General features: G+C 58.3%; 14 protein-coding genes. 6 read left to right on the top strand and 8 right to left on the bottom strand.

Annotated elements, in window-relative coordinates; genetic code table 11:
• Positions 1 to 22 precede the first annotated feature (22 nt).
• From SERS4_RS0113040 to SERS4_RS0113020, 5 genes are all read left to right on the top strand, one after another.
• Positions 23 to 733, top strand: a complete 711-nt coding sequence (locus SERS4_RS0113040; RefSeq protein ID WP_017892830.1) for a DUF1120 domain-containing protein — start codon at positions 23 to 25, stop codon at positions 731 to 733.
• Positions 734 to 801: 68 nt separating this feature from the next.
• A complete protein-coding gene (locus SERS4_RS0113035) occupies positions 802 to 1407 on the top strand; it encodes a fimbria/pilus chaperone family protein (protein WP_017892829.1) in 606 nt (201 codons plus the stop codon).
• Positions 1408 to 1466: 59 nt separating this feature from the next.
• On the top strand, positions 1467 to 3842 hold the full coding sequence (locus SERS4_RS0113030; protein WP_017892828.1) for a fimbria/pilus outer membrane usher protein: 2376 nt from the start codon (positions 1467 to 1469) through the stop codon (positions 3840 to 3842).
• A 14-nt stretch (positions 3843 to 3856) separates the two neighbouring features.
• The gene (locus tag SERS4_RS0113025; protein ID WP_017892827.1) at positions 3857 to 4432 is read left to right on the top strand and encodes a hypothetical protein; all 576 of its coding nucleotides are present in this window, start codon (positions 3857 to 3859) and stop codon (positions 4430 to 4432) included.
• A gap of 63 nt (positions 4433 to 4495) precedes the next feature.
• On the top strand, positions 4496 to 4978 hold the full coding sequence (locus tag SERS4_RS0113020; protein WP_017892826.1) for a helix-turn-helix transcriptional regulator: 483 nt from the start codon (positions 4496 to 4498) through the stop codon (positions 4976 to 4978).
• A gap of 56 nt (positions 4979 to 5034) precedes the next feature.
• On the opposite strand, the gene adhP is transcribed toward SERS4_RS0113020, so the two are convergent.
• The 3 genes from adhP to SERS4_RS0113005 form a co-directional block, all read right to left on the bottom strand.
• A complete protein-coding gene (adhP, locus tag SERS4_RS0113015) occupies positions 5035 to 6048 on the bottom strand; it encodes an alcohol dehydrogenase AdhP (RefSeq protein WP_017892825.1) in 1014 nt (337 codons plus the stop codon).
• 153 nt (positions 6049 to 6201) lie between these two features.
• A complete protein-coding gene (locus tag SERS4_RS0113010; RefSeq protein ID WP_017892824.1) occupies positions 6202 to 6402 on the bottom strand; it encodes a hypothetical protein in 201 nt (66 codons plus the stop codon).
• A gap of 167 nt (positions 6403 to 6569) precedes the next feature.
• The gene (locus tag SERS4_RS0113005; protein ID WP_017892823.1) at positions 6570 to 7676 is read right to left on the bottom strand and encodes a succinylglutamate desuccinylase/aspartoacylase family protein; all 1107 of its coding nucleotides are present in this window, start codon (positions 7674 to 7676) and stop codon (positions 6570 to 6572) included.
• Positions 7677 to 7690: 14 nt separating this feature from the next.
• Between SERS4_RS0113005 and SERS4_RS0113000 the strand changes: the two genes are divergently transcribed.
• Positions 7691 to 8146 (top strand): Lrp/AsnC family transcriptional regulator, encoded by a 456-nt coding sequence (locus SERS4_RS0113000; protein ID WP_012145128.1) that lies wholly within the window; start codon positions 7691 to 7693, stop codon positions 8144 to 8146.
• Between the two features lie 6 nt (positions 8147 to 8152).
• Here the strand turns inward: SERS4_RS0113000 and SERS4_RS0112995 are convergent, their stop codons facing one another.
• The 5 genes from SERS4_RS0112995 to SERS4_RS0112975 all read right to left on the bottom strand — a co-directional run bounded on the left by SERS4_RS0112995 (position 8153) and on the right by SERS4_RS0112975 (position 12498).
• Entirely contained in the window at positions 8153 to 8875 is a 723-nt protein-coding gene (locus SERS4_RS0112995; RefSeq protein ID WP_012145127.1) for an ABC transporter permease, read from the bottom strand.
• Positions 8875 to 9567, bottom strand: a complete 693-nt coding sequence (locus tag SERS4_RS0112990; protein WP_017892822.1) for an ABC transporter permease — start codon at positions 9565 to 9567, stop codon at positions 8875 to 8877. The genes SERS4_RS0112995 and SERS4_RS0112990 overlap by 1 nt, the downstream gene beginning before the upstream one ends.
• 36 nt (positions 9568 to 9603) lie before the next feature.
• Positions 9604 to 10377: an ABC transporter substrate-binding protein gene (locus SERS4_RS0112985; protein ID WP_017892821.1), complete on the bottom strand. Its 774-nt coding sequence runs from the start codon at positions 10375 to 10377 to the stop codon at positions 9604 to 9606.
• 27 nt (positions 10378 to 10404) lie between these two features.
• A complete protein-coding gene (locus SERS4_RS0112980; RefSeq protein WP_017892820.1) occupies positions 10405 to 11166 on the bottom strand; it encodes a dimethylarginine dimethylaminohydrolase family protein in 762 nt (253 codons plus the stop codon).
• Between the two features lie 138 nt (positions 11167 to 11304).
• Complete coding sequence (locus SERS4_RS0112975) at positions 11305 to 12498, bottom strand: MFS transporter (protein WP_017892819.1); 1194 nt, start codon at positions 12496 to 12498, stop codon at positions 11305 to 11307.
• Between the last annotated feature and the right edge of the window lie 82 nt (positions 12499 to 12580).

Here is a 12580-nt window from a genome sequence, read left to right as displayed (position 1 = left end):
ACATGATGAAAGGAATATATCAATGAAAAAAACTCTACTCGCCACCGCACTGGCCGCAGGCACCGTTGTCTGCGCCTCATCCGCCTTCGCTGCCGACAGCGTAGACCTCAAGGTTATCGGGACCATTACGCCGGTGGCCTGTACCCCAACCCTGAGCGGTGGCGGCACCGTGGACTACGGCACCATCAAGGCCGATACCCTGAAGGCGGACGATTACACCGTGCTGCCGGAAAAATCACTGGATTTTTCCATTACCTGTGACGGCAAGGCCAAGGTCGCCGTCAATGCGTTCAGTGGGCGCATGGACAGTACGGTGGGCGATGCCGAAGCCACCAACGGAGCATCCACTATTCCGGCCGGGATCACGCTTTTAGGAAAAGACACAACCGTACAGGCGTTTGGGTTGGGGCTGGACGGCACGAAAAAAATCGGCGGGTATCGAATGAGGTTCAATAATGCAAACGCAAAGGCTGACGGTGTGGCAGTAGACACCATCACCCGTGCTGGCCCAACGGGCACATGGGATGCGATAGATAGAAAAACTGCCACTCTTGTATCTAAAAGTTTTTGGCAACCCTCTTGGGCTGCCACCGGCACCCTGACCCCGGTGGCGTTCAAAACTCTGGCCACCACGCTGGAAGTTCAGGCCTTTATCAATAAGGCCTCAGAGCTGGATATCACCAAGCCGATCCAGCTGGACGGCCTGGCCACCCTTGAACTGATCTATCTGTAACCCGGCCTGAAGCCCCGTCATTGACGGGGCCTACTTACCCCACAGCCCTACCGGGCAGGTTACAAGGGTTGCCTGCCCGGTCCAAGAAAGAGTCAATTTATGCCACACATTCCTTTTGTTCGTTATCGGTGCTGCTGCTGACCACCCTGGTGCCCCTGCCTCAGGACAAGGCCGCGTTACTGACCGTCACCCCACCGGCCGCCCGGGTTGAACCCGGCAAGAGCCAGAGCGTGCGCTTCTTGCTGACCGACAAAACGCCGTTAAGCACCGAGCGCCTGATGCGGGTGATCTTCGAAGGGGTACCGCCCCAGCAAAAAGATAAAAGTGAAGTCCGCATGACGGTGCGCCAAAACCTGCCGCTGATTATTCGCCCGGCCGGTCTGGCGCGCGATCTGGCACCGTGGAAACGGCTGGTCTGGCAGCGCACCGGCAACACCCTGAAAGTGAGCAATCCCTCGCCCTATGTGGTGCGCCTGGGTGAAGGGGTTCAGACCCTGCCGGGCAACGGCGTCTGGACACTGCCGCACAGCTATGTCCTGCCGGGGCAAATACTCACCCTGACCCAGAACGGGACTAAACCGCTGGGTACGGAGACGCAGGTGCGCATTGCCCCGGCCACCACCTGGGGGTTCAGCGTCGCCCATTATGATGCGCCTCTGACACCGTTGCCGTGAGGAGTCTGTTCTGCTTTCCCCCCGCTCGCCCGCTGAGCTGGCAGGCACTGGCGATAAGAGTGGCCCTGGCTCCGCTGTTCCTGGTGTCGCCGGCAAACGCAGAGGGTTCCCCTTCTCGGCCGGAAGAAACCCTGTTTGACCCGGCCATGCTGCAGTCCCGGGGTATCGACCGCACTGTGGCGGACAGTTTCCGCCACGGGCCGCGCTTTTTACCCGGCGAAAATGCGCTGATGCTAAACGTTAACGGACGCGGCCGGGGGCGCATCACCGCGCGCTTTAACGAACAGGGGCAACTTTGTGCCGATGCTGCCTTCCAAAAACAGGCCGGTCTGGAGACGCCGCCGGGCTTTACCGGCCGGGAACCCTGTTTTGACCTGCGCAGCGCCTGGCCACAAACCGAACTGCATCTGGACCCCGCTGAACGTCGGGCAGATCTGGTGGTGCCTGCGCAGGCAGTTTCCGCCCCTGGTTCGGCCGAGGGCAATTGGCAGCACGGCGGCATCGCGGGCCTGTTCAACTACGATGCGCAATACATGGACAGCGCCGGGAATAGCGGTGGGGTCAGTTTTGTCCAACTGGACAGTGAGGCCGGTTTCAACGCCGGGGACTGGATCGTGCGTAGCCGCCAGACCCTCTCGCGCTTTGATGGCGAAGACAGCCTGCAACATCAGGCGGCCTATGCCCAGCGCAGCTTTGCCGGCATTAAGAAGGTGTTTCAGACCGGGCAAATTAGCCTGGGCAACTCGCTGTTCGGTACCGGGCAGGTGATTGGTGCCCAGCTGTTTCCGGAAACCGCCCTGACCGGCAATTCGGGCGGAGCCGGTCTGGTGGAAGGGATTGCCGACACTCAGTCGGTGGTGGAAGTCCGCCAGTCCGGCGTGCTGCTCTACAGCACCACCGTCCCCGCCGGGCCGTTCCGCCTGCAAGGGTTCTCGCTGCTCAATACCCGTAGCGATCTGGCGGTCAGCCTGAGCGGCAGCAACGGCGAAAAACGCCAGTTTACCGTCCCGGCCAGCGCACTGCTGCTCAACGGCAACAGCGTCGCACCCGGTCTGTCCGTCGGCGTGGGCAAGATGGATCAACAGGGCAGCAGCGAAGCGCCCTGGCTGGGCACCCTTGCCAGCGGCTGGGCACTGACGCCGCGCACCACGCTTAACACCGGCCTGCTGGTTTCGGTGCCGTACCGGGCGGTGGCGGCAGCAGTGGACAACCAGCTTCCCGGCGCGGGTCAACTCTCATTGCAGAGCAATGTGGCGCAGGATGAGCGCCATAACAACACCGGCACGCTGGTTTCGGTTTCGCTCGGCTATCCGCTGACGGAACGGCTGGGGGTCAGCCTCAACAGCCGTCAACAGACCCGTCAATACCGGGAATTGAGCGATGCCTTGCAGCGGGACACTCAAGATAGTCAGGGTCGTTCCCGCAGCCAGTACGGTGCGGGTATCAGTTGGGGGATGCCGTCAGTCGGTAATTTCGCCCTCTCCTGGGCGCAGGGCACCACCTTTGGCGGCGACGACACCCGTTACTTGCGCGCCGGCTGGAGCGCTCAGATTGTTCAGGCCTATGTCGGACTAAGCCTGGAACGCAACACCGGTAGCGGCGACAACGGCAATGAGGATCGCGCCTACCTGACCGTCAGTATCCCGTTCGGCGCACGCAGCCTCAGCAGTTATATCAATACGGCCCGTCACAACAGCCGTGCCGGGGTGCGCTACAGCGACCGCAGCAGTCAGGACCGGGGCTGGAGCCTATCTACCGAGCATGATACCGGCAGCAGCCGGACCAGCGGTACCGGCACCCTGGACTGGGTCACGCCGGTCAGCCAACTCAGCGGCAGCCTGACCCGTGACTCGAACGACTACACCAGTTGGAATGTCCGGGCATCCGGCGGCGTGGTGGCGCACGGCGGCGGGGTCACGCTCACGCCGTACTCCGTCGGGGACACTTTCGCCATTGCCCGGGTCGGTCAGGAAGGCGGGATCCGGCTGGAAACACCGGCAGGCCCGACCTGGACCGATGCCCGGGGTTACGCGGTATTGCCGTCGTTGAGTGGCTATCACCGCTCGACCGTCCAGGTCGATACGCGCAGCCTGCCGAAAAATGTGGATATCAGCAACGCCTGGCTGGAGACGGAACTGGCGCGCGGCGCGGTGGGACGGATGGATTTTGACGTGGTGCGAACCCGCCGGGTCCTGGTCAGCGTTAAGGATGCCCAGGGTGCGCCATTGCCCCACGGCGCGGCCGTTTTCAATACCGAGGGGCAATTTGTCACCGTGGTCGGTTCGGCCGGGGTGGTATTCCTGCCGGACGCGGCACCGGGAATGCAACTGGAGGTGCAGAATGCCGGACGGCCACTGTGTTCGCTGACGCTCTCTCTGCCGGAACAGGCTGACAGCAGTGGTTTATATGAAACCAGCGCGGCAGTTTGCCGCTGAACAAGGAGTGTGAAATGAAAAAATTCATGGCGCTGGCGGGGCTGCTGGCCAGCCTGACGGCGCAAAGTGCCGAGCTGGAACCTGCGCAACTCATCCCGCATCCAGCGGAAAGCCGCTGCAGCGTATCGGCCAGTACCTCCCAGATTGATTATGGCCGGCAGACCCGCTGGCAACTGCGGACTACGCCGGGTACGGCATTGTTATCACCCGGGGAACGCCCAGTGACCATCAGGGTAGCCTGCCCGTACCGCCAGAAGCTACGCCTGAAGTTACAAGGGGAAACTGGCCCGAGTGGGCGGCTGCGCTACGGTGATCGCGGTTATCTCCAGGTCCGGCTGGATAGCGCGCAAATAGACGGCCATCCGGCAAATTTAACGCTGAGTCCTGCAGGAGAAGCGGAAACCACCGTAACGCTGCCCGCCATGATGCCAACCAATGCGGTGCTGACAGCCGGGGAGCCGGGGCGGGCTGAGATCGGCCGCAGTTTAAGCCTGCAAATATCGCTCACGCCACTGCTGACCGAACAAGATAGCCGGGTCAGCGCTCAGACCGACAGCCGGGGTGCATTGTCGTTTGTACTGCTGGATTAATCCCCTCGCCCACCGGGCAAGGACAGTTCGCCGGAAAGGCGTTTAATCGGACAGGAGAGTCCCATGATGACCGTATTGTTGCCCCCGCATCTGGCAGAGAAATTAACGCCGAACGAACGCCTGGTGCTGCAGGCCCTGCTCAACGGGCAGGACCTGACTACCATTGCCCAACGGCGTAACCGCAATATCCGCACCGTCAGCAACCACAAGCAACGGGCGATGGAAAAACTGGGCCTGAACAACAACGCCATGCTGTATGCGTTGGCCGCCCTGCTGAGTCCGCCCTTGCCGCAGGCCTCCCCTCAGCAAATGCAGTCGCTCTCTCCACGGGAGCATCGGGTGCTGGCGGGCCTGCTGCAGGGTAAAACGGTGGGCGCAATTGCCCGCGAGCAGCATAAAAGCATCAAAACCATCAGCCTGCAAAAGCAGCGGCTGATGGAGAAACTGAGGTTATGCAGCGCGGTAGACTTGTTCAGGTCTGCGCCCGGACAGGCGCAGACGCTGTTGGCCAACTGGGGGCAGGTTTTTAAAGCGTCGGCTAATTAAATCCGGAATTCCCTCTTCCAGAGAAGAGGGAAATACGTCGTCTCAACAGAGCAGAATTATGACGCGGAAAGATCGATAACCATACGGCCACGAATGGTGCCGGATTTCATCTCTTCAAAGATGGCGTTTATATCCCGTAGCGGCCTTTTGGTGACTTTCGGCGTCACTTTGCCTTCGGCGGCAAACTGGAAGGCTTCTTTCAGATCTTCCCGGGTCCCAACCAGCGACCCCACTACCTGGATCCCGTCCAGTACCAAACGCGGAATGCTCAGGTCCATACTCTCTGGCGGCAGGCCCACGGCCACGACCTTGCCCCCGGCACGCACGGCATTCACCGCAGAGTTAAAGGCCGAACGCGCCACGGCGGTAACCACGGCGGCATGTGCGCCACCGACTTTTTGCTGAATAATTTCTTCGGCGTTTTCAGTTTTAGAGTTGATAACCAGATCCGCACCAATTTCTTTGGCGAAATCCAACTGGCCCTGATTAACGTCAATGGCGATCACTTTGGCATTAAACACGTTCTTGGCGTACTGCAACGCCAGATTGCCCAATCCGCCCAGGCCATAAATCGCGATCCATTGCCCCGGTTTGATGTCGGAAATTTTAACCGCCTTATAGGTGGTGACCCCGGCGCAGGTGATGCTGCTGGCAGCAAACGAGTCCAGGCCGTCAGGCACCTTGACCGCATAGTCCGCCACCACGATGCACTCTTCCGCCATGCCGCCGTCCACGCTGAAACCGGCATTTTTAACCGAACGGCACAGGGTTTCGTTACCGTTGACGCAATATTCGCAATGGCCACAGCCCTGATAGAACCAGGCGACGCTGGCACGGTCCCCGACTTTTAACGAGGTTACGCCCTCGCCGACGGCAGTGACCACCCCGACCCCTTCATGGCCCAGGGTGATGCCGGGGACTTCGCCAAAATCGCCGTTTTTGACGTGAAGATCGGTGTGACAAACCCCACAACACTCCATTTTGAGTGCCGCTTCGCCATATTTCAGTGGGCGAAGCTGCTTTTCCTGAATATCTACACTGTGGTTTTTAGTGACTACGGCAGCTTTCATAGGATGTCTCTCCTCAGGTGAGTTGAAGTACAGCTGTTAATGTAGTTACTGTACCCCCTGAGGGCAAGAAGTCTGGCGTTTTCTTTAAAAACAGAAAGTTAATAATTATTTCTTGCGAAATAATCAAACAAAATTCTTCAGCCGAAATAATGATTAACGCTTGGTTTTAGTGATTTTTGTTGCCTTGGCGGGGTTACCGGCAACAAATTCCAGGGTGGGCGAGTAGTAAAACGGCAACCAGGCGTGGTAACTGCTCTCCCACTCCCACTTGACCGGGCAAGGCCACAGAATATCTTCGTGCAGAATATAGTAGACCCATCGCCCATGCGGACGGCGTGGTTTGGCTGTGCGCATAGACCCTGACTTCTTTGGCACGGGTAGCCGTTGTTCCATATGAAATTCTCTTTGTCATCAGGGGCTACGGAGTGGCAAAGGTCAAATTTAACATGGACGGCGGTCGGCAAGCCATCTTTCCCGTAGGGACATTCATTCGCGACTTTTAGCCTCAGGCAAAACCCACATCAGGACGCCAGCCCGCCGCCGCCTGCGTAGGGGGTCTTACCGGCAATCTTCATCACTTCGGCCCCCAGGGTGACAAAAGGAGTCTGGCGGCTGGCATAAATCAGTCCACCCGCTTTAGCGCGCACCGCTGTTATCGTATCGGTGATCGGGTCGATAATTTCAGCTACCGCTTCATCAGCCTCTACCCACTCCCCCGGCTGGCGGAGTAACAACAGGATGCCGCTGGCGGGCGCGGTAACAATCTCCCCGGCAGTAAATGGCAACATGGCGACCTCAAGCTGTGGTATCACCGGGGAAGCACCGGCAACGGCACCGCGGTATTGCAAGTATCGATAGAGGCGCTCGGCATCGCCGCTGGCCAGTTCGTGGCTAATATCCCGCTGACCGCGTAACTCCAGCGTGACCGCCATGCAACCCGGTGGCATCCCATCCAGGGCGGGATGCTCTGCAGCCAGCCGGTGCCAAGGCAGGCCGCAGGCTTCATCAAAGGAACCGCCGCCGCTGTCTTGCGAAAGCAGCACCGCGCCCATACCCATAAAACGGGCCAATGTTTCTGCCTGTTCGCCCCAGGCCGGGTCGGCGTACATGTGCAGGATCGCCCGGTCGTCGCAGTGCAGATCCAGCACCACATCCGCATCACAGGCCAATAGCAACAGCTGCCTGCGCAGTGCCGTGACTTCGCTGGTGTCTGGCGCCGCCTGTAAAACATTGCGCATTGCGATGCGCACCTGCTGATGCAGGGGTTCTGTGGTACTGAAATCCTGCTGCCGTAACAAACGGGCCAAATCGGGAAAATCACGGTTAAAATTGCGGCCACTGACCAGATCAAAGCGCCCTACACCCGCATTGAGCAGCACCTGCGCCAGCCCCGGCGGGTTGGCTACCGGGACAAGAATTATTTCACTTTGCAGTTCACCCCGCCGTTCCGCCTGGCTGAGCAATCTTTTAAGATAGTGCAGCACCAGCATGCCGGGCAGTTCATCGGCATGCAGACCGGCCTGCAGGTAAATTTTTTCGCCTTTACCCGGCTGGCCGAAATGAAAACTGGTGAATTGGCGCTGCCCACCCAGAGCATGTTCAGGTAACTTATGATGATTAGTTTTCATTGGACGCCCTATCTGTGGAAAAGAAAGCCCGGCTTGATCGCATTGACAAAAAAATCCTTGAAATACTGTGCCGGGATGGCCGCATTTCGTTTCAGAAACTGTCCGAACAGGTCAATCTGACCGCCCGCCCTTGCCTGGAGCGGGTTCGCGGGCTGGAGCGCGACGGAATTATTCGTGGCTACAGCGCCATAATCGAACTGCCGGAGCCGGAACATGCGTTTGTGATCCAGGCGCAGATCGCGCTGGCCGATCACGGCCACTCCCAACCGGCCTTCGAGCAGGAAATGCGTAATACCCCCGAGGTATTGGACTGCTGGCTGGTCAGCGGCAACTTCGATTTTCTGGTGCGCATCGGCTGCCGCAGCATGGAAAACTATCGCTTGCTGGCCGATACCTGGCTGACCAGCAAAAAATTTCGGGTGGATAAAATCGTCACCCTGACCGAGCTACAGTCGATCAAACGCTCCTGAACTGCATCAATCGCGGCGGATAAACGCCAGCCAGCGACGCTCTGCCCGCGAAAACATGAAGATCAGCAGGAAAGTGCACAGCAAATACAGTGCCGCCGCCATCAGGAACGGAATAAAGGGTGAATAGGTGGCGGCATAAAAAGCGCGTGCCACACCGGTAATATCCAGCAGCGTGACGGTACTGGCCAGCGAGGTAGCATGCAGCAGGAAGACCATCTCATTATTCAGCGCCGGAATGCCACGCCGCAGCGTTGCCGGCAGCACCAGGCGGCGGATAATCTGCCACTGGCTCATGCCATAGGCCTCACCGGCAATCCACTCCTGACGCGGGAAGGTTTCCATCATGCCTGCCAACAGTTGGGCAACGTAAGCGCTGGTATTGAGTACCAACGCCAGCGTGGCGCAGAAAGTGGCGTCGCGAAACAGCAGCCAGAAAGGCTGGTCGTTCTGCCAGCCCAATTGCACCACGTCAAACTGTGACAGGCCGTAGTAAATCAGCATTAATTGCAGGTAGAGCGGCGTACTACGGAAAAAGTAAGTCACGCTGCGGATCAGCCACGACAGCGGGCGCGGGCCGTATACCTGGCCGATCGCCATCAGCGCTGCCAGCAGTAATCCCGGCACCACCGATAACAAGAACAGTTTGGCGGTCATCGCCAGCCCGGTGACGTCGGAACCGTCGCTCCACAGAAAGCTCGGTGCCGCATCCAGCATATTTTGCAGATTCATCAGCGTGCTCCTGCCGAATGGGAGGAAGCCAACGCGTAACGCCGCGCCAACCGGCTAAACCCCCAACTGGAGACGGCGGTAATCACCATATAAATCAGCGCCACCAGGAAATAAAACAGGAAAGGTTTTTGCGTGGCCCGCCCGGCCTGCTCTGCCAGCCAGACCATGTCCTCCAGCCCGAGGATCGACACCAGCGCCGAGGCTTTCATCAGCCCCAGCCAGTTATTGTTGATGCCGGGAATGGCGAAGCTCAGCATCTGCGGCAACAGTACGCGGCGAAACACCTGGCCCGGCCGCATGCCATAAGCCATCGCCGCCTCGAGCTGACCGCGCTCCACGGTGAGAAACGCCCCGCGAAAGGTTTCGGTGTAGTAAGCACCAAACACAAAACCAATGGCCAGCACGCCAGAGATGAAGGTGTTAAAGCGTAGCGGCCCCAATCCCACCAGGCCAAGCAAGCCGTTGACCAGCATTTCGCCGCCAAAGAACAGCAACAGCATGATCACCAGCTCGGGAATGCCGCGCACCAGCGTGGTGTAACCCGTCGATACCCAGCGCAACCAGCGCGGACCAAAGAGTTTGATCAGCGCATTGATCATGCCGAGCGTCAACGCCACCGCCAGTGAAACCAGCATCACGCACAGCGACAGCAACGCGCCATGAGCCAGCAACGGCAAATACTCTATGACCATTCCCGGCCTCCCCTGGATGACTGGATCCGAGCCGGTTTAGTTGCCATATATGTCGAAGCTAAAATATTTTTTCTGGATGGCTTCATAAGTCCCGTCGGCACGGATCGCCTTGATGGCCCCGTTTAGCGCATCGCGCAGCGCCGGATTGTCTTTACCCACCGCAATGCCAACGTCAGAGGAGATACTGCTGTCTTCAATCACCGGTCCGGCGAAGGCAAACTTCTGCCCGCGTGGGGTATCGATAAAGCTGCTGGCGGCCTGAGTGTTGTCCTGCAGTGACGCGTTAATGCGCCCGGACAGCAGGTCCAGATAGACGTTATCCTGGTTGGCGTAAGAGACAATTTTCACCCCTTTCCCGCCCCAGTGCTGTTTGGCGTAGGCCTCATGGATCGAGCCGGTCTGCACGCCAACGGTTTTGCCTTTCAGGCTGGCGACGTCCGGCAGCAGCGCGCTACCTTTACGCGCCACTAACTGGGCAGAACTGCGGTAATAGCGGTCGGTGAAATCCACCTCTTTCTTGCGTTCATCGGTAATGGTTAACGACGCAATAATGGCATCGAACTTATGGGCGTTAAGCGCCGCGATCATGCTCTCGAAAGGCTGTTTGACGAACACGCATTTGGCATGCAGCTGGGTGCACAGCGCGTTGGCGATATCGATATCAAAACCGGTGATCTCACCGCTGGGTGCCAGCACGTCAAACGGCGGATAGCCGCCGTCCACGCCAAAGCTGATGGTGTCGAAGGTCTGAGCCGCCGCAGGGCCGCTTAATGCCAGACTGGTCAGTAAAACCGCTAATGTTTTTTTCATGGCTGAGATCCCCGGTAAAAGAAAGTGTCAGAAACGCAGTGACAGGCAGGTCAGGCCGCCGTCCATTTTTTTAAATTCGCTGGTGTCGAGCTGAACGATCGGCATGCCTAATTTTTCGATTTGCGCCAGCGTTTGCGGGTAACCCTGTGGGGTGATCAGCGTATCGTTGATCCACAGCGTATTACCGGCGTAGGACTCCGCTTCCGGAATGACGATGCTGTTAAAACCGCTAAAGGCAGCATGGTGCTGGTAGTCTTCCGTCAACAACAGGGTATTGCGACCCACGTAATTGACGATTGATTTCAGGTGCAGCCCGGCGCTCACCTCAATGGCCGTGACCCGATAGCCATAAGGATCTACCGCCGCGGCAAATTCGCCGATACCGGCCTCATCGGTGCGAGACGTCAGGCCGACAAAAAACTGGCGGTCGACCAGCAGCACATCCCCACCATCAAGATGACCGCGTTGGCTCATGCGTACCACCGGGCGTTCTCCTTCGAACAGCGGTGCAATGGTGGCCACTTCGCCCTGGCGGCTTGGCGCGCCCGGATGGGTGATCACCGCCAGCTCCGGCATCACTACCGCGGTGTCTTCAACAAAGTGGGCGTCAGGAAATGCCGGGGCAGCCGGTAACACTGTCACTTTTAGCCCCAGGCGAAGCAAGGTGTCCACATAGGCCAAAAACTGGTGGCCGGTGACGGCAATATCCGGCGCCCCCAATTGGGCGGTGGTCTGGCCGCTGGCGCAGCTATCGGCAGGGAGTCTGGCAATGGCTTGAGTAAAGTGCATGGGCGATTCTCTCGGTTGAAAAAGACGGTCACTGTTGCTTCGATTATCAAACAGATACCCGTACCAATCAGGCTGAATCCACTCACCGGCACTCTACATTTGCGCTGTTTATTATCTCAGCGACGACCTATTCTGCTGTCAGGCGCTCTTGTACACCACAGGAGCCAGACGCATGCCCACCAGGGTGATCACACAGATGGCGGCACCGAAGTAAAAGGTCGAGGCTGCGCCCCAGGTTTGCCACAGTACACCCGCCCCCAGACTCGCCAACAGCAGCGCCACTCCACTCATCAGGTTGAACATCCCGTAAGCTGTTCCGCGCAGGTCGGCTGGGGCAGTATTAGCGATCATGGCGGCCAGCAGGCCCTGAGTCATCCCCATATGCACACCCCACAACGCCACACCGATCAGGAGACCTATCCAATGGTGACTGACGGCCAATACGATATCCGCCACAATCAACACCACTAAACCGGCTTGCAGCATGTTGCTGTGGCTCATACGATCAGAAAGTTTGCCAAAGGGATAGGCGGATAACGCATAGAGTACATTCATCGCCACCATCACCAGAGGGATTAAGGCCAGTGGAATATCCATTTGCTGCGCACGCAATACCAGAAATGCTTCACTGAATCGGGCCAGCGTAAATACCGCCCCCAGACCGACCACCCACCAATAGGCTTGCCCCAGCCGCCGCAGGTTTTCACGCTTAATAGGATTGGTGCGTTTATGTTCAATCGGTGATTTAGGCTCCTGAAGGCCAAAAAACAACAGCGCGATGGCTAAGACTCCCGGGATCACCGCTATCCAAAAAATGGCCCTGAAGTCATCGTGCCACAGCAACATTAACCCGACGGCCAATAGCGGCCCCAAAAAAGCCCCTATGGTATCCAGCGATTGCCGTAACCCAAAAGCGGCACCGCGGATCTCCGCAGGGGTAACATCAGCCACCAGAGCATCGCGGGGCGCACCACGGATCCCCTTGCCCACCCGGTCTAACAGACGGGCACCAAGAATGACGCCGGATGAACCGGCAACAGCAAATAAAGGCTTGCTGACGGCACCCAACCCATACCCTAACAGCGCCAGCCCTTTCCGCTTGCCGAGATAGTCACTGAGTACGCCAGAAAATACCTTGATGATTAGCGCGGTGGCTTCGGCCAGCCCTTCAATCAAGCCAATCACCACCACACTGACCCCCAGGGTGGTCACCATAAACAAAGGCAGCAAACTGTGGATCATTTCCGAAGAGACATCCATTAACAAACTGACGCCACCCAGTACCCAAACCCCCTTGGGGATGCGGCTTAACGTTGAAAAGCGTGAGAACATCGTGTTACTCCGTCAACCACGAACCTGAATTCAGTCCATTATTAAAGCAGTCGTTTAGGTCATTGATAAGATGCAAAAGAAA

This window comes from Serratia sp. S4 (assembly GCF_000347995.1).
GTDB classification, from domain to species: Bacteria; Pseudomonadota; Gammaproteobacteria; order Enterobacterales; family Enterobacteriaceae; genus Serratia; species Serratia quinivorans.
Note: the sequence above shows the minus strand (reverse complement) of the source record. Positions and strands in the feature narration are given on the sequence as shown.

What these genes read in the sequence shown, in the direction of transcription:
- SERS4_RS0113040 (WP_017892830.1), top strand. Translation starts at nt 23, where the DNA reads ATGAAAAAAACTCTACTCGCCACCGCACTGGCCGCAGGCACCGTTGTC.
- SERS4_RS0113025 (WP_017892827.1), top strand. Translation starts at nt 3,857, where the DNA reads ATGAAAAAATTCATGGCGCTGGCGGGGCTGCTGGCCAGCCTGACGGCG.
- SERS4_RS0113020 (WP_017892826.1), top strand. Translation starts at nt 4,496, where the DNA reads ATGATGACCGTATTGTTGCCCCCGCATCTGGCAGAGAAATTAACGCCG.
- adhP (WP_017892825.1), bottom strand. Translation starts at nt 6,048, where the DNA reads ATGAAAGCTGCCGTAGTCACTAAAAACCACAGTGTAGATATTCAGGAA.
- SERS4_RS0113010 (WP_017892824.1), bottom strand. Translation starts at nt 6,402, where the DNA reads ATGCGCACAGCCAAACCACGCCGTCCGCATGGGCGATGGGTCTACTAT.
- SERS4_RS0113005 (WP_017892823.1), bottom strand. Translation starts at nt 7,676, where the DNA reads ATGAAAACTAATCATCATAAGTTACCTGAACATGCTCTGGGTGGGCAG.
- SERS4_RS0112995 (WP_012145127.1), bottom strand. Translation starts at nt 8,875, where the DNA reads ATGAATCTGCAAAATATGCTGGATGCGGCACCGAGCTTTCTGTGGAGC.
- SERS4_RS0112990 (WP_017892822.1), bottom strand. Translation starts at nt 9,567, where the DNA reads ATGGTCATAGAGTATTTGCCGTTGCTGGCTCATGGCGCGTTGCTGTCG.
- SERS4_RS0112985 (WP_017892821.1), bottom strand. Translation starts at nt 10,377, where the DNA reads ATGAAAAAAACATTAGCGGTTTTACTGACCAGTCTGGCATTAAGCGGC.
- SERS4_RS0112980 (WP_017892820.1), bottom strand. Translation starts at nt 11,166, where the DNA reads ATGCACTTTACTCAAGCCATTGCCAGACTCCCTGCCGATAGCTGCGCC.
- SERS4_RS0112975 (WP_017892819.1), bottom strand. Translation starts at nt 12,498, where the DNA reads ATGTTCTCACGCTTTTCAACGTTAAGCCGCATCCCCAAGGGGGTTTGG.